This window comes from Spirillospora sp. CA-142024 (assembly GCF_050942325.1).
Taxonomy (GTDB): Bacteria; Actinomycetota; Actinomycetes; order Streptosporangiales; family Streptosporangiaceae; genus Spirillospora.
Genome location: NZ_CP192077.1, coordinates 8,911,531 through 8,935,883, shown reverse-complemented (window position 1 = coordinate 8,935,883; position 24,353 = coordinate 8,911,531). Strand labels below are relative to the sequence as shown.

The 24,353-nt window shown below is 71.9% G+C and carries 17 protein-coding genes and 1 pseudogene; 7 read left to right on the top strand and 11 right to left on the bottom strand.

What is annotated here, in order from left to right; genetic code table 11:
- Positions 1 to 99: 99 nt before the first annotated feature.
- Positions 100 to 3,459: a DUF4132 domain-containing protein gene (locus ACQPZP_RS42365; protein ID WP_433475238.1), complete on the top strand. Its 3,360-nt coding sequence runs from the start codon at positions 100 to 102 to the stop codon at positions 3,457 to 3,459.
- 21 nt (positions 3,460 to 3,480) lie between these two features.
- Here ACQPZP_RS42365 and ACQPZP_RS42360 read toward each other — a convergent pair whose 3' ends face one another.
- Positions 3,481 to 4,284 carry an alpha/beta fold hydrolase gene (locus tag ACQPZP_RS42360; RefSeq protein WP_433475237.1) on the bottom strand — a complete coding sequence of 268 codons (804 nt, stop codon included), beginning with the start codon at positions 4,282 to 4,284 and terminating at the stop codon, positions 3,481 to 3,483.
- A gap of 48 nt (positions 4,285 to 4,332) precedes the next feature.
- Positions 4,333 to 4,860 (bottom strand): RNA polymerase sigma factor SigE, encoded by a 528-nt coding sequence (gene sigE, locus ACQPZP_RS42355; RefSeq protein WP_433479768.1) that lies wholly within the window; start codon positions 4,858 to 4,860, stop codon positions 4,333 to 4,335.
- Between the two features lie 276 nt (positions 4,861 to 5,136).
- Between sigE and ACQPZP_RS42350 the strand changes: the two genes are divergently transcribed.
- Positions 5,137 to 6,741 carry a serine/threonine-protein kinase gene (locus tag ACQPZP_RS42350; protein WP_433475236.1) on the top strand — a complete coding sequence of 535 codons (1,605 nt, stop codon included), beginning with the start codon at positions 5,137 to 5,139 and terminating at the stop codon, positions 6,739 to 6,741.
- A 30-nt stretch (positions 6,742 to 6,771) separates the two neighbouring features.
- Here the strand turns inward: ACQPZP_RS42350 and rho are convergent.
- A pseudogene (gene rho / locus ACQPZP_RS42345) lies at positions 6,772 to 7,866 on the bottom strand (transcription termination factor Rho); the annotation flags it as partial.
- A 531-nt stretch (positions 7,867 to 8,397) separates the two neighbouring features.
- Between rho and ACQPZP_RS42340 the strand changes: the two are divergent.
- Entirely contained in the window at positions 8,398 to 9,171 is a 774-nt protein-coding gene (locus tag ACQPZP_RS42340) for an enoyl-CoA hydratase/isomerase family protein (RefSeq protein ID WP_433475235.1), read from the top strand.
- Positions 9,172 to 9,174: 3 nt separating this feature from the next.
- On the opposite strand, the gene ACQPZP_RS42335 is transcribed toward ACQPZP_RS42340, so the two are convergent.
- From ACQPZP_RS42335 to ACQPZP_RS42325, 3 genes are all read right to left on the bottom strand, one after another.
- Complete coding sequence (locus ACQPZP_RS42335; protein ID WP_433475234.1) at positions 9,175 to 10,059, bottom strand: hypothetical protein; 885 nt, start codon at positions 10,057 to 10,059, stop codon at positions 9,175 to 9,177.
- 63 nt (positions 10,060 to 10,122) lie between these two features.
- Positions 10,123 to 10,767, bottom strand: a complete 645-nt coding sequence (locus tag ACQPZP_RS42330) for a LuxR C-terminal-related transcriptional regulator (RefSeq protein WP_433465145.1) — start codon at positions 10,765 to 10,767, stop codon at positions 10,123 to 10,125.
- The gene (locus ACQPZP_RS42325; protein ID WP_433475233.1) at positions 10,731 to 12,029 is read right to left on the bottom strand and encodes a histidine kinase; all 1,299 of its coding nucleotides are present in this window, start codon (positions 12,027 to 12,029) and stop codon (positions 10,731 to 10,733) included. Before ACQPZP_RS42325 ends, ACQPZP_RS42330 begins: the two co-directional genes overlap by 37 nt.
- A 217-nt stretch (positions 12,030 to 12,246) precedes the next feature.
- Between ACQPZP_RS42325 and ACQPZP_RS42320 the strand changes: the two genes are divergently transcribed.
- The 3 genes from ACQPZP_RS42320 to mca all read left to right on the top strand — a co-directional run bounded on the left by ACQPZP_RS42320 (position 12,247) and on the right by mca (position 16,783).
- The gene (locus ACQPZP_RS42320) at positions 12,247 to 14,415 is read left to right on the top strand and encodes an MMPL family transporter (protein WP_433475232.1); all 2,169 of its coding nucleotides are present in this window, start codon (positions 12,247 to 12,249) and stop codon (positions 14,413 to 14,415) included.
- Between the two features lie 80 nt (positions 14,416 to 14,495).
- On the top strand, positions 14,496 to 15,914 hold the full coding sequence (locus ACQPZP_RS42315; RefSeq protein ID WP_433475231.1) for an MDR family MFS transporter: 1,419 nt from the start codon (positions 14,496 to 14,498) through the stop codon (positions 15,912 to 15,914).
- The gene (gene mca / locus ACQPZP_RS42310; protein ID WP_433475230.1) at positions 15,911 to 16,783 is read left to right on the top strand and encodes a mycothiol conjugate amidase Mca; all 873 of its coding nucleotides are present in this window, start codon (positions 15,911 to 15,913) and stop codon (positions 16,781 to 16,783) included. Before ACQPZP_RS42315 ends, mca begins: the two co-directional genes overlap by 4 nt.
- A gap of 91 nt (positions 16,784 to 16,874) precedes the next feature.
- Here mca and ACQPZP_RS42305 read toward each other — a convergent pair whose 3' ends face one another.
- Together ACQPZP_RS42305 and ACQPZP_RS42300 are read right to left on the bottom strand one after the other, a co-directional pair.
- Entirely contained in the window at positions 16,875 to 17,231 is a 357-nt protein-coding gene (locus ACQPZP_RS42305) for a hypothetical protein (protein ID WP_433475229.1), read from the bottom strand.
- Positions 17,232 to 17,361: 130 nt separating this feature from the next.
- On the bottom strand, positions 17,362 to 18,198 hold the full coding sequence (locus ACQPZP_RS42300) for a polysaccharide deacetylase family protein (protein ID WP_433475228.1): 837 nt from the start codon (positions 18,196 to 18,198) through the stop codon (positions 17,362 to 17,364).
- Positions 18,199 to 18,553: 355 nt separating this feature from the next.
- Between ACQPZP_RS42300 and ACQPZP_RS42295 the strand changes: the two genes are divergently transcribed.
- Positions 18,554 to 20,020, top strand: coding sequence for an MFS transporter (locus tag ACQPZP_RS42295; protein WP_433475227.1), 1,467 nt, complete (start codon positions 18,554 to 18,556; stop codon positions 20,018 to 20,020).
- On the opposite strand, the gene ACQPZP_RS42290 is transcribed toward ACQPZP_RS42295, so the two are convergent.
- From ACQPZP_RS42290 to ACQPZP_RS42280, 3 genes are read right to left on the bottom strand one after another with little or no spacing between them, the layout of a single operon-like run.
- On the bottom strand, positions 19,966 to 20,787 hold the full coding sequence (locus ACQPZP_RS42290; RefSeq protein ID WP_433475226.1) for a response regulator transcription factor: 822 nt from the start codon (positions 20,785 to 20,787) through the stop codon (positions 19,966 to 19,968). The genes ACQPZP_RS42295 and ACQPZP_RS42290 overlap by 55 nt on opposite strands.
- A gap of 55 nt (positions 20,788 to 20,842) precedes the next feature.
- Positions 20,843 to 22,486 carry an AMP-binding protein gene (locus ACQPZP_RS42285; RefSeq protein ID WP_433475225.1) on the bottom strand — a complete coding sequence of 548 codons (1,644 nt, stop codon included), beginning with the start codon at positions 22,484 to 22,486 and terminating at the stop codon, positions 20,843 to 20,845.
- Positions 22,483 to 24,165: an AMP-binding protein gene (locus tag ACQPZP_RS42280; protein WP_433475224.1), complete on the bottom strand. Its 1,683-nt coding sequence runs from the start codon at positions 24,163 to 24,165 to the stop codon at positions 22,483 to 22,485. The genes ACQPZP_RS42285 and ACQPZP_RS42280 overlap by 4 nt, the downstream gene beginning before the upstream one ends.
- Positions 24,166 to 24,353: the final 188 nt, after the last annotated feature.

The window sequence follows — 24,353 nt, the reverse complement described above, 5'->3', positions numbered from 1 at the left end:
ACGGCGATCCGGGGAACGACGGCGGGCTGTCGTGCGCCTGTCCTACGGTGTGGGGCCATGAATGATCAACACCGCTCCGCGCCGGATGAGGATGTTCTGGTGCTTCCGCCCGAACTGCGGAGGCAGCTGCATCCACGGCGCGGCGGCCATCCCGGCCCGGCGATCAAGATCGACAAGGCCGCGGCGGCGTGGTTGCGGACGCGGCGCGACGAGGAGTGGCCGGACCCCGGCGCGTTGGTCGCCATGATCCTTCCCGGCCCGGAATGGGCGGACGGCGCGCGGCGGTATCTCGCGGGCGAGGCCGACCCGGCGGGGGCGGCGGCGGTCGCCTTGATCCCGTGGAAGATCCACCACACGGTTCCCGGCAGCGGGTCGCCGTCCGACTGGGTCTGGAAGGACGGCACCTGGGTCAAGAAGAAGCACAACGCCGTCCGTGAGCGGGCGGACGGCTTCCGGGAGGACTGGGTCCGGTCGCGTTACGGCGGCTGGTCCAAGGGCGGTGAGGCCCCCGAAAGCCTGCAGGACCTGCAGTACGCGCTCGTCAACGCCTGGGGCGCGGAACACGGCGTGGTGTTCGCGGCGTGCGCCTTGGCCGAGATGAGCACCGCCGCGACGAACTGGGTCGACCGCGCGAAGGTACGGTTCCGGGCCGGTAAGAACCTCTGGCTGGGCAGGGAAGCGGCCCAGCGCATGCGCACGCTCCTGGCGGCGGCCGATGAGAGCGACCATCTGGAGGCGGTCGAAAGGCTGGCGAAGCACCGCCGGACCATCGAGCAGAAGGTCGTCGTGTCGTATCTGGTGCCGACACGAAAGGACTGGCTGGAAGAGTGCCAGGACTGGCTCGACGACTGCCCGTACGGGATGGAGTGGCTGCAACTCGCGATCGGCGCGCCGGAGCGGCTCGCCAAGGGGAACCTGGCCTCTGAGGGCTACCCCATGAGCGCGCTCGTCACGTTGGCCGACGCCGCCGGAGCGGAGGCGCTCCCGCTGTTCGTCCAGGGCCTCGACGGCCGCGGAACACTCGACGACGACGAGCGCAGACGGCTGCTCAAGGTGATCGGCCTCATGCCCTTCGACGAGGCGTTCCAGGTACTGCTCGACCGGGCCGGCGACCGGCTCGTCGATCCCGCGCTGACCAAGGCGATGACCAGGTTCCCGGCGCGGGCGCTGCGGCTGCTGGCCGCGGCCGGCGCCATCGGACTGCTCGCCGGCCACGTCCGGGCCCACCCGGAACTGACCGCGACGATGCTGCCCGATCTGCCGGCGGGGTCCCGTGCGGCCGTCGAGGGGATCCTCGCGACCGACGAGCGGCTCCCGGAAGCGGAGCCGGACGACCTGCCCGCGCTGCTGGTCGAGCCCCCGTGGACCCGCGAGCCTGCGGCACGGAAGCCGGTCGTCATCGCGGGCCTGGAACCTCCGTCCGAGCAGAGGACGGCATGGGCGCCGGGCGAGCGGGAGGCCTGGTCCGTCCTCGCCCTTCCGTTCCCGGCGGAATTCGACACGGCCGACACCGACTGGGAGGCGGCGGCCGGCCAATTCGGATCCGGAGGCCTGACCTGGCGCAAGAAGGCCGAACTGCTGGCGACGGGGCCCGAAGAGGTGGTCCGGCCCCTGCTCCTCCGCTGGGACGCCGAAGCCTGGTGGGACTCCGCGGATGTGCCCTGGATGCAGCGCGTGGTGGGCCGGTTCGGTGAAGAAGCCCTTGGAATGGCGTTGCAGGCGGCCCAGGCGGACCCCGCCGCGTGCGGCAGGCTTCTCCTTCCGTATCTGAACGCGGAGATCGCGGCGCTGGCGGCGGACTGGCTGGCCCGGAAGAAGGCCGCACGGGAGACGGCGATCGCCTGGTTCGGCAGGCACGGAGTCGACGCCGCCCGGATGCTGTTCCCCGCCGCCCTCGGCAAGGCCGGACGGGGCCGCAGGCAGGCGGAGGGGGCACTGCGGCTGCTGGCGGGCCGGACAGGTGCCGATGCGATCGCGGCCGCCGCACGTGACCTCGGCGACGAGGCGGCCGGCGCGATCGAGGCGCTGGTGGCCGACCCGCTGGAGTTCCTGCCGGACCGGATGCCGGCCGTGGGGGACTGGGCGAATCCCGGCGCGCTCCCGCAGATCCTGCTGCGCGGCCGCGAGCGGGGGCTGCCGGTCGAGGCGGCCGGCCACGTGATCACGATGCTGGCGATGTCGATGCCGGGCGAGCCGTACGCGGGTGTCGACGTGATCGGCGGGCTGTGCGACCGCCGTTCCCTGGCCGAGTTCTCCTGGGCGTTGTTCGAACGCTGGGAATCGCACGGCGCGCCCGCCAAAGAAGGATGGGCGCTGGACCAGCTCGGCCTGCTCGGCGACGACGAGACGGTGCGCAGGCTGGCCGCCGCGATCCAGGTCTGGCCCGGCGAAGGCGGCCACCAGAAGGCGGTGAAAGGGCTGGACGTGCTCGCCGTGATCGGCACCGACCTGGCGCTCATGCACCTGCACGGCATCTCCCAGCGGGTGAAGTTCAAAGGGCTCAAGGCGCGGGCCGGGGACAGGATCTCGGAGATCGCGAAGAGCCGCGGGCTGACCCGGGAGCAGCTCGACGACCGCACGGTGCCGGACTTCGGGCTGGACGACGACGGGAGCATGACGCTCGACTACGGGCCGCGCCGCTTCACCGTTGGCTTCGACGAGGCGTTCGTACCGTTCGTCCTCGGCCCGGATGGGCGGCGGCGCAAGACGCTGCCCCGGCCGGGCGCGGACGACGACCCTGACCTGGCTCCGGCCGCCTACCAGCGCTTCTCCTCGATGAAGAAGGTGGCCCGGACGGCGTCCACTGGCCAGATCCGGCGCCTGGAACTGGCCATGGTCACGCAACGGAGGTGGACCGCGGCCGAGTTCCGGGAGCTGTTCGTCGCGCATCCCCTGGTCTGGCACATAGCCCGCCGCCTCGTCTGGCTGGCCGGGGAGGACGGCGCGACGACGGCGTTCCGGGTCGCGGAGGACCGCACGTTCGCCGACGTGCACGAGAACGCGTTCGCGCTGCCGGGCACGGCGGCCGTCGGAATCGCGCACCCCCTGCACCTGGGCGACGATCTCGCCGCGTGGCGGGAGGCGCTGGAGGACTACGAGATCCTGCAGCCGTTCCCCCAGGTCGAGAGAGGGACGCACACGTTCACCGAGGAGGAGGGGCGCAGCGACCACCTCGCCCGGTTCGAGGGTCGCACGGTGCGCACGGTGCGGGTTCTGGCGCTGTGCCACCGCGGCTGGGTGCGCGCCGGTTACTCCGGGATGTTCCGCGTCCTGCCCACCGGCCGCCGCGTCCTGGTCGACCTGGAACCGGGCCTGCCCTTCGGCGCGCCGGACGACGAACCGGAGCAGCGGATCACGACCGTCCAGCTGACCGACGGGCCGGCCCGCTTCGGCGAGCTGGACCCGGTGACCGCCTCGGAGCTCATCGCCGACCTCACCGCACTGTCCGGCGGGTCCTGACCGGCGGACTCGGCCTGGGCGTCAGGCGGCGGCCTCGGTCCTGAGGGGGTGGGCGCTGCCTTCCAGGATGACCTTCGCCACGCGGGGCGGGTCGTCCGACATCGGGACGTGGCCGCAGCCCTCCAGCCAGACGAAGCGGGCGTGCGGGAGGCGGCGCTGCGCGCGGATGGCCTGGCTGCGCAGCAGCAGGCGGTCCTTGGTGCCCCAGGCGATGGTGACGGGGACGTCCGCGCAGGAGCCGAGGAACCGGGTGCCGCGCCCGGCCCGGAGGGTGGGTTCGAAGCCGGGGGCGTCCCGCATGGCGCGGGCGTCTCCGGCGAGGGCCTCGACGTCCATCAGGTCGGGACGGCCGTAGATCATGCCGAACATCAGGGTGCGGCGGCGCGGCGAGCGGGCCAGGCGGGCGAGGAGCGTCTCGGGGACGCGGGCTCCGAGCCGGGACGCGCGCAGCACCGACATGCCGTAGCGGAGTTCGAGGGCGTTGAAGAACCCGGCCGGGGACAGCGCCGTGACGGAGCTCGCGAGGCCGCGGTCGGCGGCTTCGAGGGCGAACAGCCCGCCGAGGGAGTTGCCCGCGACGTGCGGACGGTCCAGCCCGAGGTCGGCGAAGGTCCCGGCCAGGGCGGAGACGACCGCGTCCAGGGTGTAGGGGGTGCCGGGCGGGAGCGGCGGGGAGTCGCCGAAGCCGGGCAGGTCGACCGCGATGACCTCGCGTTCGGCGGCGAGCAGGTCCATGACGGGGGCCCAGCCCTGGCGGCGGTGGCCGATGCCGTGCAGCAGGACGAGGGGCGACCCCTCGCCGCGGCGCTCGAAGACGATGTCCACGGCCGAAGGGTAGAGCGGAAGTTACTCAGCGGTCACTAGTGATGCTCGTCACTGCGTGCACTCGGCGGGGCGGCGGTGCTCCAGGGCGTCGCGCAGCTGGGAGCGGCCCCGGTGGATGCGGGACCGGACGGTGCCGAGCTTGACGTTGAGGGACGCGGCGATCTCCTCGTACGACAGGCCCTCGATGTCGCACAGCACGACGGCGGCGCGGTATTCGGGGGCGAGGCCGTCCAGCGCCTTCTGGATGTCGGCGTCCAGGTGGCGGTCGTCGTAGACCTGCGCGGGCGTCGGCTCCCGGCCCTGCAGGCGCTCGGCGGCGTCGTCGCCGAGGGCGTCGAACCGGATGCGCTGCTTGCGGCGGGCGCGGTCGAGGAACAGGTTCGTCGTGATGCGGTGCAACCAGCCCTCGAACGTGCCGGGACTGTACGAGGACAGCGAGCGGAAGACCCGGATGAAGACGTCCTGCGTCAGGTCCTCGGCATCGTGCCGGTTGCCGGTCAGCCGGTACGCCAGCCGGAACACCCTGGTCGAGTGCTCGCTGACGATCTCCTCCCACGTCGGCGGGGTCCACGCCATCGCGCCTGCGCTCACCACTACCCCCGTCTGATACTGAATCGTTACGGCCAAGCATGCCGGTACCCAGATAAGAGCCGTGTAAGGACCCCGCGCGTGGCCGGATGAGGCGCTGTGGGGTGCGACTCATCTCAGCGGACCGGGCGCCCGCGTCCAGGGCGGCCCTGAAGATCGCGGCTTATACCACGACCGGGCGCGTTTTCCCTGGCGCGGACCAGTCAAGAATCAATTGATGCCGAGGGAGCGTGCCTTGGGCGCCTTCCGGCGAATAACTCCGGCATGAGTGGGGATCGGCTCATACCGCTCGCGCGACGGTATCGCTTGCTCTCTGTTGTCGGCAGAGGCGGCATGGGCACCGTCTGGCGGGCGTACGACGAGATGCTGGACCGCGATGTCGCGGTCAAGGAGGTCCATCTCCCCGCGCGCATCAGCGAAGCCGAACGAAGAGTGATGTGCAGGCGCCTGCTCACCGAGGCGCGGGCCACCGCGGCGCTGCGGCATCCGGGCGTGGTCGCCGTCCACGACCTCATCAACGAGGACGGCCGCCCCTGGATCGTCATGGAGTTCCTGGAGTCGTGCTCGCTGAACAGGCTGGTCACCGAGGGCGGGCCGCTCGGCGTGCGCCGGACGGCGGAGATCGGAGCGGCGGTCCTGTCGGTGCTGCGCACGTCGCACGCGGCGGGCATCCTGCACCGCGACGTCAAGCCCAGCAACGTCCTGATCTGCGACGACGGGCGGGTTCTCCTCGGCGACTTCGGCCTCGCCGTCCACAACGGCAAGGGCCGCGAACCCGCCGACACGCTGCTCGCCGGCATCGAGGGCTCCCCCGCCTACCTCCCGCCGGAACGGGTGAACGGCCTGCCGAGCGAGGAGGCGTCCGACCTCTGGTCGCTCGGTGCGACGCTCTACACGGCGGTCGAGGGTTTCTCGCCGTTCCTGCGGTGCCACGCCCTCGCGTCCATGGTCGCGGTGCTGCTGGGCGACTATGCGCGCCCGGTGCGGGCCGGTCCGCTGACCCCCGTCATCGAGGGGCTGCTGCGCCAGCGTCCGGAAGACCGGTTGACCGCGGAGGCCGCGGCGGAAATGCTGCGGGACATCATCGGGACCCTTCCGGAACCGGGCTTCACCCGGGCCGTGGTGCCGCATCCGCGCCGCTTCTCCGCGCACCGGATCGCTTTACGCCGCCGCGACGCGTCCGGGACGCGCGTCTTCCGCGGGCCTCGCGTCCCGTGGACGCTCCGCGCCGGCCGGGCCCCCGGCAACCCGCCCTGCGGTTCGCGCCGGGTCGGGCAGCGGATCACGGCGCTGCCGGCGGGGCGGCGTCCGCGTCCCGGGACGGTCGTCAGCGTGGCGGTCCTCGCGGCTCTCGCGGCCGGGACCGGCACCTGGACGGCCCGGTGGACGTCGATCGGCAAGGGCGACGCGGTCGCGCTGCGTCCGGCGGCGGGCGTGACGGCCAAGACGGCGAAATACCACGAGGCGGGCGCCTACTCGGTGCGCGTGCCGGCGGGGTGGCAGGCCGAGCGGCGCGGCGACGTCATGACCTGGAAGGACGCCGGTTCGGGACGGGGACTGCGGATCGCCCCGGCTCCCGGTGACGCGTTGACCGGGCTGCGTGCCAAAGAACACGAGGCCGTCGCCGAGCACCGCTATCCCGGCTATCACCGGCTGCGGCTGGAACCCGTCCCGGAGGTCGTCGCAGGCGCCGCCGAATGGGAGTTCACCTGGCGGGACGGCGGTCACGACACCGCCCGGCACGTGCTGTGCGGCCGCGCGGCCGGGTACGAGTTCTGCTTCTATGCGCCGGATCCGGACTGGACGCCGGGCCAGCGTCTCTACGACAGGATCCTGAAGTCGTTCAGACCTGAGAAGAAGAACGACTGATCGGAGGCGGCCCTCTACGGCCGGCCCGTCTCAGGTGGTCTGCTGGAGCCGGAGGAGGAACTCGGCGTTGGACGAGGTGCCCTTCATCTTCTCCAGGAGCTGCTCGACGGCCTGCTGCCTCTCCAGACCCTGGAGCGCGCGGCGGAGCCGCCAGGAGAGCGCGAGCTCCTCGGGCGACATGAGCAGCTCGTCGCGGCGCGTCCCGGACGCCTCGATGTCGACGGCGGGGAAGACGCGGCGGTCGGCGAGGCCCCGGTCGAGCTTGAGCTCCATGTTGCCGGTGCCCTTGTACTCCTCGAAGAAGACGTCGTCCATGCGGGAGCCGGTCTCCACCAGCGCGGTGGCGAGGATGGTGAGCGATCCGCCGTTCTCGATGTTGCGCGCGGCGCCGAAGAACTTCTTCGGCGGGTAGATCGCGGTCGTCGCGACACCGCCGGCGAGGATGCGGCTGCTGGACGGCGCCGCCAGGTTGTAGGCGCGGCCGAGCCGGGTGATGGAGTCGAGCAGCATGACCACGTCGTGGCCCTGCTCGACGAGGCGCTTGGCCCGCTCGACGGCGAGCTCGGCGAGCGCGGTGTGGTCCTGCGCGGGACGGTCGAACGTCGAGTGGATCACCTCGCCGCGGACCGACCGCTGCAGGTCGGTGACCTCCTCGGGCCGCTCGTCGATGAGCACGACCATGAGGTGCACCTCGGGGTTGTTCTGCGCGATCGCGTTCGCGAGGGCCTGCAGCACCATCGTCTTGCCGACCTTCGGCGGCGACACGATGAGCCCGCGCTGCCCCTTGCCGATCGGCGCGACGAGGTCGATGACGCGGGTCGCGAGCGGGCCGGTGTCGAGGCGCAGCCGCTCGTCCGGGAACAGCGGCGTCAGCTTGCCGAACTCGGGCCGGTTCGCCGCCTCCGCCGCGGGGAGGCCGTTCACGGTCTCGACGCGGGCGAGCGAGGAGGACTTCTCCCGGTTCGACTTCGGCGCCTTCGCGATGCCGGCGATGACGTCGCCCGTACGCAGATTGTGGGCCCTGACCTGGGCGAGGGAGACGTGCACGTCGTCCGGCCCGGCGAGATAGCCGGACGTGCGGACGAACGCGTGCTTGTCCTGGACGGCGAGGATGCCGTGGAACGGGACGGCCGGCGCCTCGTCGGCGGGCCGCCGTCCCTGCTGCTGTCCGCCCTTCCGGGCGCTCTGCGCGGGCACGGAGTGCGACTGTGCGGGCGCCTTGCGTCCGGTGGCGGGGTGTTCGGAAGTGAGGGTGGAAGTGGACATGCGGGTCCCTTCTCAGACGGACGCGGAACGATCCGCGCCGCCCGGAGTCGAAGCCCGCGTACGGCGGCGGAACCCGCGGCGCGTACGCGAGAGGAATGCGAGAGATGCAGCTCGGTTCACCGGGCTGACGTCGGCTCCCTTGTGCGGCGGCCCCGCACGCCGATCTGCGTGCCGAACCGGAGAAGTCACCGGGCGCTCAGATGGCCCGGGCGGGGAAGAAACGCCCTCGAAGCGAGTCGCTGAAATCCGAAGACGATGCCTCGACAGTACAACACTCCTGGCCGTTTTCGCATTCCCGGAGGTCAGTGGAAACCTTCACCCGGTTCGTCCCCTGCCGCCCGGACGAGTGCCGGCGCATACGATGAGCCGCGTCGAGGCTGAGGGAGGACGATGGGCGCCGGGCTGGAGTTCGAGGTCGCCGGGGGCGTCGGGACGGTCACGATCGACCGGCCCGCCAAGCGGAACGCCATGTCGGCGGACATGTGGCGGGCGCTGCCGGCCATCCTGGACGGGCCCGCCGGGGATCCGGCCGTCCGGGTCGTGGTGCTGACCGGCGCGGGCGGGAACTTCTGCGCGGGCGCCGACATCTCCGAGCTGGACGACATCCACCGCGACGACGACTCGCACCTGTCGACGGTCGCGGAGCGGGCGCTGGCCGCGTTCCCGAAGCCGACGCTCGCCGCGATCGAGGGGTACTGCGTGGGCGGCGGCTGCCAGCTCGCGGCGGCCTGCGACCTGCGGTTCGCGGCGGAGGACGCGCGGTTCGGCATCACGCCGGCCCGGCTCGGGATCGTCTATCCGGCCGCCGCGACGGCGCGGCTCGTCCGGCTGGTCGGGCCGTCGGCCGCGAAGTACCTGCTCTACTCCGCCGACCTGGTCGACGCGGCGCACGCATTGCGCATCGGGCTGCTGGACGAGGTCGTCCCGGCCGGCGGCCTGCGGGACCGGGTCGCCGCGTTCGCCGAGACCCTCGCGTCCCGCTCCCTGCTCACCCAGCAGGCGACCAAGGACATCGTGGACGCCATCGTCGCCGCCGGCCCGGTCGCGGAGAAGACGCAGCGATGGCTCGCGGAGGTCGCGGCCAGCGGGGAGGTCGAGGAGGGCATCGCCGCGTTCCTCGGACGCCGCGCGCCCGCGTTCACCTGGACGTCCCCCACACGCTGAGGGCTACCCGTTGAGCGCGGGCCAGGCGGACACGTCGCAGAACCGGGTCTCGGGGAGCCGGTGCAGACGCCGGGCCGCGCCGGGCAGGTCGTCCAGCAGGCCGGCGGCGTCCGGGCCGCGCAGCTCGGCGAGCGGCAGTACCCCGCACACCAGTGCCTCCGGCGTCCGGACGATGAGGAGCGGCCCGATCTGCGCGCCGCCCTGGTCGATGTCGCGCAGCGCGCCCAGCAGGTTCCGGGCCCGTTCCGTCGCTTCCGCGCCGTTCGCGCGCAGCGCGGCCACCAGGCCGACGAAGTCGCGTTCCAGGCCGCGCGGGCTGCGTCCGGACAGGTAGTAGCGGTCCCGGTCGGCAAGCTCGACGCGCAGGCCGTGCTGCTCGGCCAACCACTCGTAGCGCCGGGCCAGCGCGGGCCGCGCCGCCGGCGACGCGGTGAGGGCCCCGGCGACGAGGTCGGCGGGATCGGCGCCGAGGGACGCGGCGACGGCCTGGTCGAGCCGCCCGACGAGATGCGCGCGGAGCCCGGCGACCTCGGCGGCCAGCCGGTCCACGGCGGCCCGCTGCTCGTCGGCGGCCTCGCGCTGCCGCCGCAGCCGGCCGTTGACGTCCGGCAGCAGCCGGTCGTTGATCTGCGTGATCAGCGACTTGATCCGGGCGTCGGCCTCGGTGAGCGCCGCGCGGTCGCGGTCCCGGTCCTCGGCGAGCCGGTCGAGGCGTTCCCCCTGGGACGTGCGGAGGCTCTCCAGCTCGTCCCGGGTGCCCTTGAGCGCGCGCAGCTGCGTGCGGATGTCGGCGATCTCCGGGGCGCCCGGCGCGCGCTTGCGCTCGAACGCCAGGTACAGCTCCCGCCCGGCGATCGCCAGGCACAGCAGAACGAGAATCACCGTCATCGTGCCCTCCCGGGGCCTGCTCGCGGGGCAGACTATGCCACCGCCGCGTCCCGGCGGAACGCGTCAGCGGTTGAGGTAGGCGAGGACGGCCAGGACGCGGCGGTTGTCGTCGCCGGTGACCGGGAGGTCGAGCTTGGCGAAGATGTTCGCGGTGTGCTTGGTCACGGCGCGCTCGGTGACGACGAGCTTCTCCGCGATCGCGGCGTTGGAGCGTCCCTGCGCCATCAGCTCCAGCACCTCGGTCTCGCGCGGGGTGAGGCGGGCCAGCGGGGTGTCGCGGGTGTTGCTGGCGACCAGCCGGGAGATGACCTCGGGGTCCATCGCGGTGCCGCCCGCGGCGACCCGCCGGACCGCGTCCACGAACTGGGCCGCGTCGAACACCCGGTCCTTCAGCAGGTAGCCGATCGCGCCGGTGCCGTCCGCGAGCAGTTCCCGGGCGTACAGCTGCTCGACGTACTGCGACAGGACCAGCACGGGCAGCCCCGGAACCTGCCGGCGCGCCTCCAGCGCGGCCTGGAGCCCCTCGTCGGTGAAGGACGGGGGCAGGCGCACGTCGACCACCGCCACGTCCGGGCGGTGGTCGAGCAGTGCCTTCAGCAGGGAGGGGCCGTTGTCGACGGCGGCCGCGATCTCGAAGTCATGCGACTCCAGGAGGCTGACGAGACCCTCCCTCAGGAGGGCGAGGTCTTCGGCGAGGACAACGCGCACGGCAGCTCCAGGGTCACGATCGTCGGGCCGCCCACGGGCGAGTTGAGGGCGAGGACGCCGTCGAATGTACCGATTCGCCGCTCGATCCCGCGCAGCCCGCTGCCGCCGTCGAGGGACGCGCCGCCGTGCCCGTCGTCGGTGACGGTGATCCGCAGCATGCCGTGCTCGTACCGCATGTCGACCCAGACGCGCGACGCGCCGGAGTGCTTGGCCGCGTTGGTGAGGATCTCCGACACCGCGAAGTAGGCGGCGGACTCGACCGGCGGCTCGGGCCGGGCCGGCAGCTCGGCGGACACCTCGACCTTCAGCGGGTGGTCGAGCGCGAGGGCCTGCACGGCGTCCCCGATGCCGCGGTCGGCGAGCACCGGCGGGTGGATGCCGCGGACGAGGTCGCGCAGCTCGTGCAGCGCCTTCGCCGACGACTCGCGCGTCTGGGCGAGGAGGAAGCGGGCCTTCTCCGGGTCCTTGTCGAGGAGGTGCTCGATCGCGCCGAGGCTCATCCCCATCGCGACCAGCCGGGCCTGCGCGCCGTCGTGCAGGTCGCGCTCGATGCGGCGCAGCTCGGCGGCGGACGCGTCCACGGCGTCCGACCGCGTCTCGGTGAGGTGCTGGACGCGCAGCGCCAGCTCCGACTTCTTCGTGGGGCCGAGGATGGTGCGGCCCCAGTGGCCGTACGCGGTCATCATCTTCGGGCCGATGAGGTATCCGACGGCGATGCAGAGGGTGGCGACGAACACCGTGGACAGGACCCGCCCGGTGTCCTGGTCGTAGCCGTCCGTGACGTGGATGTAGGCGTACCAGTCGCTGCCGCCGTAGTGGCCGATCATCCCGCCGGCGAACGCCGCGAGGACGTACCCCCAGATCCCGTAGAGGATCAGCAGGCCGGGCAGCGCCGCGGTGAACACCGAGACGATCGGGTCGGCGACGACCCACAGGTAGTCGCGCCAGGTCGCCGGGTCCGAGATCAGCGCGACGAACCGCTTGAACATGCCGTTCAGACCCGGCTCCTGCTCGGCCTCGGGCAGGTAGGGGCGCTGGATCCGGACGTTCGTCCACCTGTTGATCCGGTCCCGGTACGCGTCGAGCTGGCTGCGCAGGAGCATCACCGCGGACGGGAACAGCAGCACCCCGACGAAGCTCGTGATCATCGAGACCACGGTGATGAACCACAGGCCGACGAGCGACGCCGGGATGCCCAGGAACATCAGCGCCAGCCCTCGCCAGGGCGCCCGGACGTGCTGTTGCAGCCGTGTCTCTTTCACCAGTCCACCGTTCACCGGATCCTCCGCGGGTCGCTTCGCCGTCTGGAGTCCCAGTCTTCTGGCGGGCGCCCGCCAGCACAGTGTGCCCGCAACCCGGCCCGGGGGTGTAGTTGTGTACACCCCCGGACGCCGTTCAGAGCCATGTCGCGGTGGTTCCGGCCTTCCTAGCGTCGTTGGGTGTCACCCCCCGCATCCGACTACGTCAGGGGACCCCCCAATGAAACGGAATCTCGCCGCGACGCTCGGAGGCTGGAGCGCGCGGCACCGCATGATCGCCATCGGCGGCTGGCTGCTGTTCGTCGTTCTCGCCACGGTGCTCGGCGGGGTCGTCGGCCAGGTCACGGCGGAGGAGCACGAGCAGGGCACCGGGCGTTCGGCGCGGGCCGCGCAGATCCTCGCGCAGGCCGGCATCGACGATCCCGACCACGAGACCGTGCTGATCTCGGGCGCCGCGGCGGGCTCGCCCGAGATGCGGCGGGCGGTGGCGGCGGTCCGGTCGGGCGTCTCGGCCACCGGCGAGATCACCGATCTGCGGCCGGACGTGGTGTCCAAGGACCGGCGGCACGTGATCGTTCAGTTCACCATGAAGGAGACGCCCGACGACCCGCTGCCCGCCGTCCAGGGCGCGGTGCGCAAGGCGCAGCGCGACAACCCGTCCGTGCGGATCGGGGAGTTCGGCGGCGCGACGGCCGACGCGTGGTTCGACGACGCGCTCGGCAGCGACTTCAAGCGGGCCGAGATGACGGCGTTGCCGCTCGCGCTCGGCATCCTGCTGGTCGCGTTCGGGGCGCTGCTCGCCGCCATGCTGCCGGTGGTGCTGGCGTTCACCGCGTTCCTCGCCGCCGGCGGTGTGCTCGCGGTCACCAGCCACGCCCTCCACGTCGACCAGACGACGAACTCGGTGATGCTGCTGATGGGCCTCGCCGTCGGCGTCGACTACTGCCTGTTCTACCTGCAGCGAGAGCGCGAGGAGCGCCGCGGGGGGCGGGACCGGGAGACGGCGCTGGCGATCGCCGCCGCCACCTCGGGACGCTCGGTGCTGGTCTCCGGCCTGACGGTCATGGTCGCGATGTCCGGGATGTTCCTGTCCGGGCTGCTGCTGTTCAAGGGCTTCGCCATCGCGACGATCCTCGTGGTGTTCGTCGCGATGCTCGGCTCGGTGACCGTGCTGCCCGCGCTGCTGTCGCTGCTCGGCGACAAGGTCGACTTCGGCCGGATCCGCCTTCCCCGGCGCCGCGAGGGGCGCGCCGGGCTGGTCGCGATGCTGCTGAAGCCCGTCCTCGCCCGTCCGGGGATCGCGGCGCTGCTGTCGGCCGGCCTCCTGCTCGCGCTGGCGGCGCCCGCGCTCGGCATGAAGACCGAGCGGCTCGCCATCGACCAGCAGATCCCGCCCGGCGAGGAGATCGCGCAGACCTACACGCGGCTGAACGAGGCGTTCCCCGGCAACCCGGAGCCCGCGGTCGTCGTGCTGAAGGCGCATGACATCGGCTCACCGCGGGTCAAGGCGGCGATCGGCGAGCTGAAGCGGCGGGCGGTCGCGTCCGGGGAGATGAACGAGCCGATCGACGTCACGGTGCACGAGCGCGAGAACATCGCGGAGATCGAGGTGCCGCTCGCGGGGACGGGCGCGGACGCGGCGTCCAAGCACGCGCTGGAGACGCTGCGGGAGCGGATCGTCCCGCAGACGGCCGGCAGGGTGGGCGAGGCGCCGGTCACCGGGCAGCTCGCCTGGTCGGTGGACTACAACGACCGGCTCGGGTCGAGCATCGTGCCCGTGTTCCTGTTCGTCATGGGCGTGACGTTCCTGCTGATGCTGATCTTCTTCCGGTCGCTGCTCATCGCGGCCGGCGCGATCGTCCTCAACCTGCTGTCGGTCGGCGCCGCGTACGGGGTGATGGTGGCGGTCTTCCAGCACGGCTGGGGCGACTCCCTGGTCGGGACGAAGGGCGCCGGCGCGCTGGAGTCCTGGATCCCGCTGTTCGTCTTCGTCGTCCTGTTCGGGCTGTCGATGGACTACCACGTCTTCGTCGTGTCGCGGATCCGCGAGGCGTACGACCGGGGCCTGGACACCACGCGCGCCGTCCGCGAGGGCATCGGCGCGACGGCCGGGGTCGTGACCGCCGCCGCGGTCATCATGATCGCCACGTTCGGGATCTTCGGGACGCTGTCGATGCAGGACTTCAAGCAGCTCGGCGTCGGCCTCGCGGTGGCGGTGCTGATCGACGCGACGATCGTCCGGGTGGTGCTGCTCCCGGCCATGATGTCCCTGCTCGGACGGTCGAACTGGTACCTGCCCCGCTGGCTGGACTGGCTGCCTCGCATCTCGCACGGCGAGGAGCCCGCGGCCGAGCCGGTGCGGACGCCCCCGCTCGTGGCACAAAGATAGGTCGAACACAAAAATAGCCTTGACCAAATGAGTGTGACGGGCCTAATTTTAGGTCCGTCATACTCACTTGGGAGGTGTCCATGACCGCTCCCGTCCGCGCCCCCGCGGCGGAGCCGCGACCGGCCGAGCGGCTCGACCCGGCGCTGCTGAAGACGTCGTTCGTGCTGGTCCTCGGCCCGATCCTGGCGTTGCTCGACACGACGATCGTCACGGTCGGCCTGGACTCGATCGCCCGTGACCTCGGCGGCCCGCTCGGCACGCTGCAATGGGTGTCGGCCGGCTACCTGCTCGCCATCTCGATGGTGATGCCGCTGGCGGGCTGGGCGAGCGACCGGTTCGGCGCCCGCACGATGTGGATGCTGTCGATCGCGCTCTTCACGGCCGGCTCCGCCCTCTGCGGCCTCGCGTGGTCGGCCGGGAGCCTGATCCTGTTCCGCGTGCTGCAGGGCATCGGCGGCGGCCTGATCCAGCCGATCGGGCAGTCGATCGCCGTCCGGGCCGCCGGGCCCGCGCGGCTCGGCCGCGTCTTCGGCATCACGATCCTGCCGCTGACGTTCGCGCCCGTCCTCGGCCCCGTCCTCGGCGGGCTGATCGTGGAGCGGTCCGACTGGCGCTGGATGTTCCTGGTGAACGTCCCACTGGGCCTGCTGACCCTCGTCCTGGCGGCCCGGTACGTCCCCTCCGACGCCGGACGCGGGACCGCGGACGGCCGGCTGGACGTGCTGGGCCTCGCACTCCTCTCGCCCGGCCTGGCGGCGCTCGTCTACGGCTTCTCCGAGGTCGGCGACGACGGATTCGGCGCCACCCGCGTCATGGCCCCGCTGGCGGCCGGGGCGGCCCTCGTCCTCGCCTACGTGACGCACGCGCTGCGCCGTCGCGGCACCGCACTCATCGATCTGCGGCTCTTCGCCCGGCGGGGCTTCGCGGTCGCCACCGCCAACTCGTTCCTGCAGGGAGCCGCGCTGTACGGCTCCATGCTCCTGCTGCCGCTCTACTACCAGCAGGTGAAGCACGCGTCCGCGCTGGAGGCGGGCCTCCTGCTCGCCCCGCAGGCGCTCGGGACGGCCGTCGCCACGTTCTTCGCGAGCCGCCTGACCGACCGCCTGGCGCCCCGCCCGATCATCGTCACCGGCATCGTGCTGACCCTCGCCGGGACGGTCGCGTTCACCCAGTTGGGCTCGTCGCCCGCGGGCTGGATCCTCGTGCTGTCGCTGATGGTCCGGGGCGCGGGCCTCGGCGTCGTGATGGCCCCCGGAATGGCCACGATCTACGCCTCCGTCGAACGGCACGAGGTGGCCCGTGCCGCCGGAGCCGTGAACACCGTCAACCGGGTCGGCGGCTCGCTCGGCACCGCGATCCTCGTGGTCGTCCTGCAACGTTCCCTGGACGGCCAAGCTCCGGCCGCCGCCTACGGTCACACCTTCTGGTGGGCGCTCGTCCTCTCCGCCCTGACCCTCGTCCCCGCCTTCTTCTACCCGACGCGAAAGGAGAACCGATGAGGTTCCGCCTGCTGAGCGTCCATGCCCATCCGGACGACGAGTCGAGCAAGGGCGCGGCCACGCTGGCGAAATACGCCGCCGAAGGAGTGGACGTCATGGTCGCGACCTGCACGGGCGGGGAGCGCGGCGACGTCCTCAATCCCGCGATGGACCGACCCGAGGTCAGGGCGAACCTGGCCTCGATCCGGCGGGCCGAGATGGAGGCGGCGCGGGAGATCCTCGGCGTCCGGCAGCGGTTCCTCGGCTTCGTCGACTCGGGGTTGCCCGGCGACGGCGAACCACTGCCGGACGGCTGCTTCGCGCGGGTGCCGCTCGCCGAGGCCGCTCGCCCGCTCGTGGCGCTCATCCGCGAGTTCCGCCCGCACGTGGTGGTGACGTACGACGAGACGGGCGGCTACCCGCACCCCGACCATGTCAGGACGCACGAGGTGACGGCCGAGGCGTTCGAGGCGTCCGGCGACCCGGCCAGGTACCCGGGGACGGGCGAGTCCTGGCGGCCGGTGAAGCTCTACTACCAGGGGGCTTTCTCACGAGAGTGGTTCCGCGCCATGCACGACGGCCTGACCGCGCGCGGGTTCGAGTCCGGCATCGGCCCCATCCTCGCCGGATGGCCGGACACCGCGCCGGGCCTTGAGATCACCACGCGTGTCCGGTGCGCGGAGTACTTCGCCGTCCGCGACAGGGCGCTGCTGGCGCACGCGACGCAGATCACCCCGGGCTCCGGGTTCATGGCCCATCCGCGTGAGGTCGAGCGCGCGGTCTGGCCGACCGAGGACTACCGGCTCGCCCGTTCGCACGTCGATTCGTCCATGCCAGAAATGGAGCTATTCGCCGGAATTGACCCTTGCTCGGACGCCATGCCGGCATGACCCGGTTCCGGAATGGCATGAGCGTCCCGCGCCGTCCGGCGCGGGACGCTCAGGTCGATCGCCATTCCCGGAACGGCCCGGAAACGGACGGTCAGCGGCGGCGCAGGAAGGCGCGGACCACCCAGCCGTGCTTCTTGCCGCGCAGCTGAACCCAGCCGCGGTGCGACCTGCAGTCGGCGAGGACCCGCTGCCGGAACCGCAGGTGGCCGATCACCCGGCTGTGGATGCTCGGGCGCCGGTGGATCCGGAGCCCGTGCCGCGCGATGACGACGTACCGGCAGACACGGGCCTGCTGGGCGGACGGCGCCGCGGCGACAGCGGCCGACGTGGACGTGACGGTCCGCTGCTCGGTGACGGACGCGCCGGCGGCCGGGCCCGCCGCCACGAGGCCGGTCAGGGCCAGGCCGGACAGCGAGAGGGCCAGCCCGCTACGAATCTTCGTGCTCATGTACATCTCCCCCCGAAAGACGATCTCTTTCCGCCGACTACATTGCCCGGCAATTCATGTGGGGAGGGAATTTGTGCGGCAAACAAGTGATAGATCACTGGCGTGGGCAAAATGCCCGAAATGACCAGTCTTAAAGGGCGACGAAGGAGAGGCCGCGCTTCTTCATCTTCGGGATGACGGTCCGCAGGGCTTTGATGGTCTGAGAGCGGTCGCCGCCCCCGTCGTGGCACAGCATGATGTTGCCGGCCTTGCCGTCGAGGAGCGTCCGGCGGATGTGGCCGACACCGGGACGCGACCAGTCCTGCGGGTCGACGGCCCAGTGGATCGGCAGCATGCCGTGCTCGGCGACCTGCTCCAGGATCGTCTTCGACCACGCGCCGCCCGGGGAGCGGAAGAACTGCGGGACGACGCCGGTGACGTCGGCGATCCGGTCGAACGCCTCGACGATCTCCTTGCGGACCCGCTTCTCCGGCAGCCCGGCGATGAAGATCGGATGCGTCTCGGTGTGGTTGCAGATCTGGTGGCCGGCGTCGGTGATGCGGCGGGTGAGCTTCGGGAACTCCTTCACCTGCATGCCGATGACGAAGAACGTCGCGCGGATCTCGTGCTCGGCGAGCAGGTCGAGCATCCGCGGCGTCCACATCGGGCTCGGGCCGTCGTCGATGGTGAGCGCGATCGACTTCGGCGGGGGCGGCGGGGAGAGTTCCGAGAGTTTCCGGACGGGTTTCTCCAGCGCCGTGAGCTTCGCCGGCGTCCACGCGGCGGGCCGCGGCGTCGGCGTCGGCGTGGGTGTCGGCGTCGGATGGATGACCGGCCGCGCGCGGGGGGTCGCCGTCGCCCAGGCCGGCCCCCGGGTGGGGTGGGACGGGCGCGCGGTGTCCGCGCCGAGCGCGGCGAGACCGGCGGCGGCCCCCATCAGCCAGAGAGCTTTGCGGCGGGACGTCCCACCTGAGTCCTCAACCTCCACAAGTCCAACGCTATCGGGGTTTTGCGCGGGTAGGAGAGTGCTATCGGATCACAATCCGCTCGCCTGCGGTGACCGTCGCGGAGGTGTTACGGTTTCCCGTGCATATCGGGGGCCGGACGTCCTCGCCTGAAGGCGGGACGGCCGTGCGATCACGGCCCGGCGCAGTCGGCGTGTGGTGACCGTTCCAGGCAGTGCGCCGCGGGGGCCGATCTGTTCTGGACGACGCCCGCACTCGCGCCACTGACCCCGTCGCCGGGCCCGATCCAAAGGAAGACCGCGCGGCCCCGCGGTTTCCCACCGGCCCCAACGGCCCGCCCCACCGCAACCCGGTGGCGGTGGCCGGTGTTCACCCGCCATGCCCTCGACCACACAGTCCTCGAACACGGGGTCCTCGACCACGGCGTCCTCGACCACGGCGCCCAGGCGGCCCGGCCTGATGCTGGCGGTGCTGCTGACCGGGCAGTTCATGGCCAACGTCGACATCGCGATCGTGAACGTCGCCGGGCCCTCCGTCCAGGAGGGGCTGCATCCGTCCGGCGGCGCCCTGGAACTGATCGTCTCCGGGTACCCGCTCGCCTACGCCGTCCTCCTGGTCACCGGTGCGCGGCTGGGGGAGGCGCGCGGTCACCGGCGGATGTTCCTGCTCGGGCTCGGCGCGTTCACGCTGGCGTCGCTCGCGTGCGGGCTGGCGCCGTCCACCGGCGCGCTGGTCGCCGCCCGGCTGGCGCAGGGCGCGGCGGGAGCGCTGATGGTTCCGCAGGTGCTGTCGGGAATCCAGATCCACTTCACCGGCACGGCGCGTGCGCGTGCCCAGGGGCTGCTGGCCGTCGCGCTGTCCGGCGGCGCGGTCGCCGGACAGGTGCTGGGCGGCGTGCTGGTCTCGGCCGACGTGCTCGGGCTCGGCTGGCGCCCGATCTTCCTGGTCAACGTGCCGGTCGGGATCGTGCTCCTCGCGGCCGGCCTGCGGCTGCTCCCCGCGGACGCGGCCACCGGCAGGGCGCGGCTCGACCTCGGCGGGGTCGCGCTGCTGTCGGCGGCGACGCTGCTGGCGATGGTCCCGCTGCTGTTCGGGCGCGAGGAGGGATGGCCCGCCTGGACGTGGATGTCACTTCTGGCCTGCGTGCCGGTCTTCGCGCTGTTCGTCCGCCGCCAGCGGCGGGTCGCCTCTCCGCTGCTCGACCTCGGCGTCCTCGCGCGTCCCGTCGTGGCCTGGACGCTCGCCGCGCTCGGCGCGGCGACGGGCACCTACTTCGCGATGCTGTTCGTCCTCGCCCTCTACGTCCAGCAAGGGCTGGGACGCAGCGCGCTGTTCTCCGGAATGGTGCTCGTCTCGTGGGTCGCCGCGTTCGGGATCGCCGGGCCGCTGGTGCCGCGCCTCCCGTCCCGCCTCGCCGCCCGCCTGCCCGTCGCCGGCTACCTGCTGCTGGCCTCGGTGTACGTCGCCGTCGGGCTGACGCACGCGGACGGGGCGGCGCTGATCGTCCTGCTCGGATTCGGCGGGCTGGGGCTCGGCCTCGGGTTCACGCCGCAGCTCGGGCGGCTGACGGCGAACGTCCCGGCCGGGCACGCGGCGGACCTCAGCGGCCTGATCAACATGAACTTCCAGCTCGCCGGCGTCGCGGGCGTCGCCGTCTTCGGAACGCTCTACCTCGGCGTCCCCGGCGGTCACGGCCACGCGCTCACCGTCGTCATGCTCGGGTTCGGCGGGACGGCCCTCGCCGCCACCGCCGCCTCGTTCGCCGGGCACCGCGCGGCCCGGCGCGAAGCTCAAGGCAGCAGTCCGGCGCGGCGGGCGGCGGTCACGGCCTCCAGCCGGGTGTGACTGTCGAGCTTGCGCATCGCCGACCGCAGGTAGCTCTTCACCGTCTCGGGCAGCAGCCCGAGGCGCTCGGCGGCCTCCGCGTTGGTGCAGCCGATCGCGACATAGGAGAGGACGTCCAGCTCCCGGGGCGAGAGCACGGGGCGCGCCGGCCCGTCCGGCTCGTCCAGCCCGGCCGCCGCGAGACGCAGCGACGCCTCCCGCAGCCGGTCCCGGGTCGGCCGGTCGTGGACCTCCTCGGCCAGCGCCCGCAGCTCGGCGTGGACCGCCCGGACCTCCTCCCAGCGCGACGCGGACGTGTCGGGCCGGCTCCTCGCCAGTGCCTCGTCCACGCGGTCCTGGACGGCGAGGTCCTGTTCGAGGTCCCGGGCGGCCTGGACCGCCGCGCCTACGACACGGTCGGCGAGCGACAGGGGCTCCCTCAGCCCGCCGTAGATGACGCCGCGGCACCGCCGCCGCACGACGATCGGGACCGCGACGATCGACAGCAGCCCCTCGCGGCCCACGGGCTTGTCGTAGTCGTGGCTGATCGACGCCGAGCACGGATAGTTGCTGACCCACGCGGGACGCCCCATGGCCATCGCCTTGCCGCCGAGCCCGTTGCCCTGGCGCACGACCAGCCCGTTCAGCGAGTCGGTCGTGCTGCCGACCAGCTCGGTGATGCACAGCCGGTCCTGGCCGCTGAGGACGCCCCCGAACACCATGGGCAGGCCGGTCGTGCGGTGCAGCGTCAGCACCGCCGACCGGACGGCTCCCAACTCATCGCCCATGCCTCCGAGCATGCCCTGAGCGATCCCGCGCACGGAAGGTCACGCGCCCGAAAAGTCAGGCGTGCCTGGTCGCGGCGGTGTCCTCCAGGCCCAGGATGTCGACCGCCTCGGCGCGCATCTGCACCTTTCTGATCTTGCCGGTGACCGTCATCGGGAACTCGTCCACGACGTGCACGTAGCGCGGGATCTTGTAGTGGGCGAGCCTGCCCTCGCAGAACTCGCGCAACTGCCCGGCGGTGAGGCCCGGCGTACCCTCGCGCAGCCGCACCCAAGCCATCAGCTCCTCGCCGTACTTCTCGTCCGGGACGCCGATGACCTGCGCGTCCACGATGTCGGGATGGGTGTAGAGGAACTCCTCGATCTCGCGCGGGTAGATGTTCTCGCCGCCGCGGATCACCATGTCCTTGATCCGGCCGGTGATGTTGACATAGCCCTCGTCGTCCATCACCGCGAGGTCGCCGGTGTGCATCCAGCGGGCCGAGTCGATCGCCTCGGCCGTCTTGTCCGGTTCCTCCCAGTATCCGAGCATCACCGAGTAGCCGCGCGTGCAGAACTCGCCGGGCTCCCCGCGCGGGACGGTGACGCCGGTCTCCGGGTCGACGACCTTGATCTCCAGATGCGGCAGGACGGTCCCGACCGTGGACACGCGGCGGTCGAGGGAGTCGCCCGCGCGGGTCTGCGTGGACACCGGCGACGTCTCGGTCATGCCGTAGCAGATCGCGACCTCGCTCATCCCGAGCCGCTCGATGACCTGCTTCATCACCTCGACCGGGCACGGCGACCCGGCCATGATCCCGGTCCGGAGGGTGGACAGGTCGAGCCCGCCCAGCGACGGCTCGTTGAGGACGGCGATGAACATCGTCGGCACCCCGTACAGCGACGTGCAGCGCTCGGCCGCGACCGCCTCCAGCGTCGCCTTCGGGTCGAACGCCGGCGCCGGGATGACGACGCACGCTCCGTGGCTCGTCGCCGCGAGGTTGCCCATGACCATGCCGAAGCAGTGGTAGAAGGGCACCGGGACGCAGACGCGGTCCTCCTCGTCATAGCCGCAGAGCTCGCCGACGAAGTAGCCGTTGTTCAGGATGTTGTGGTGCGACAGCGTCGCGCCCTTCGGGAAGCCCGTCGTCCCGGACGTGTACTGGATGTTGATCGGGTCGTCGGCGGTGAGCGTCCGCCCGATCTCGGCCAGGATGGACGGGTCGCCCGTGCGGCCCGACTCCAGCAGCGCGTCCCAGTCCGGTGTTCCGATGAGCAGGACGTCCCGGAGCGCGGCGCACTTCGGCCGGACCTCCTCGATCATCGCCGCGTAGTCGGAGGTCTTGAACGCGGGCGCCGACACCAGCGTCCGGATGCCCGCCTGGTTCAGGACGAACTCCAGCTCGTGCACCCGGTACGCGGGGTTGATGTTCACGAGGATCGCGCCGAGTTTGGCCGTCGCGTACTGGACGAGCATCCACTCGGCGCAGTTCGGCGACCAGATCCCGACGCGGTCGCCCTTCACGACGCCGAGGTCGCGCAGGCCGAGCGCGGCCGCGTCGACGTCGTCGGAGAACCGCTCGTACGTCCAGCGGCGGCCGGACGCCCGTTCGACGAGCGCGTCCCGCTCCGAGAACGCCGCGACCGTCCGGTCGAGGTTCGCGCCGATGGTGTCGCCGAGCAGCGGGGTGGCCGAGACGCCCGATGCGTAGGAGAGCGTCATCGCAGGTCCTCCTCCCTGAACTCTCCCTCCGGCATGTCGTCCTTGCCGGGGTGCTTGACGATCTCGCTGTTCCGCAGCTCGACCCGCCGGATCTTGCCGGAGATCGTCTTCGGCAGCTCGCCGAACTCCAGCAGCCGGACCCGCTTGTACGGGGACAGCTGCGCCCGGCTGTGCGCGAAGATCGCCTTCGCCGTCTCGGCGGTCGGCTCCCAGCCGTTCGCGAGCGTGACGTACGCCTTCGGGACGGCCGCTCTGACCGGATCGGGCGAGGGCACGACGGCGGCCTCGGCGACCGCCTCGTGCTCGATCAGCACGCTCTCCAGCTCGAACGGCGAGATCTTGTAGTCGGACGCCTTGAACACGTCGTCGGCACGTCCGACATAGGTGATGTACCCGTCTTCGTCTCGGGAGCCGATGTCGCCGGTGTGGTAGTAGCCGCCGGCCATCGCCTCGCCGGTGCGCTCGTCGTCGCCGTGGTATCCGGTCATAAGGCCCAGCGGGCGGTCTTCGAGATCGAGGCAGATCTCGCCCTCGTCCGCCGGCTCGCCGGTCAGCGGATCGATCAGCACCACCGCGTACCCGGGCACGGGACGTCCCATCGAGCCCGGTTTGACCTTCTGACCGGGCGTGTTGGCGATCTGGACGGTCGTCTCGGTCTGCCCGAACCCGTCCCGGATCGTCCGGCCCCACGCGTCCTTCACCCGCTCGATGACCTCGGGGTTCAGCGGCTCACCGGCCGCGACCACCTCGCGCGGCGGCGTGGCGAGGCGCCCGAGATCGGCCTGGATCAGCATGCGCCACACGGTCGGCGGTGCGCAGAAGCTCGTCACGCCGCACCGCTCGACCGTGTCGAGGAGCCGGTCGGCGTCGAACCGCGTGTAGTTGAAGATGAACACGCAGGCCTCGGCGTCCCACGGCGCGAAGATGTTGCTCCACGCGTGCTTCGCCCACCCCGGCGACGAGATGTTCAGGTGGACGTCCCCCGGCCGCAGCCCGATCCAGTACATCGTCGACAGGTGCCCGGCCGGATAGGACGCGTGCGTGTGCTCGACCAGCTTCGGCCTCGCCGTGGTCCCGGACGTGAAGTACAGCAGCAGCGTGTCCCGCGACATCGTCAGCCCGTACGGGGTGAAGGACTCGTCCTCCTCGTAGGCATCTGCGTACCGCAGCCACCCTTCGGCCGGCTCGCCCACCGCGATCCTGGTGTACTCGCCCTCGACGCCGTCGAACTTCCCGATGTCGGACGAGTCGACCACCACGTGCCGGGCCTTGCCGCGCGTCAGCCGGTCCTGGAGATCCGCCGTGCCCAGCAGCGGCGTGCACGGAATCAGGATCGCGCCGAGCTTCATCGCCGCGAGCACGGTCTCCCACAGCTCCACCTGGTTGCCGAGCATCAGGATGATCCGGTCGCCGCGCCGCACCCCGGACCGGCGCAGCGTGTTCGCCGCCTGGTTCGACCGCCGGGCCATCTGGGCGAACGAGTACTTCGCCTCCGAGCCGTCCTCCTCGACGATCCACAGCGCGGGCGAGTCGTTGCCCTCGGCGATCCTGTCGAACCAGTCCAGTGCCCAGTTGAAGCCGGTCAGCACCGGCCAGCGGAACTTCTCGTACGCCGTCGCGTAGTCGTCGCGATGCGCGAGCAGGAAGTCGCGCGCCGCGCGGAACTCGACTGCGGGCATGGTCTCTCCTCGTAGCCGCACGGACACCCGGTCAGAAGGATCGTTGGCCATCAACGTGACCCACGCCACCCCCGAACGGGGGTACTGGGGTGGTCTTACCCGCCCATGACGAACGTTGAGCGCAGCAAGAGCACCATGTGGCCTCCGATTTGGCCGGGCGGTGATCCCGTCCATCGTGATCTGGGCCG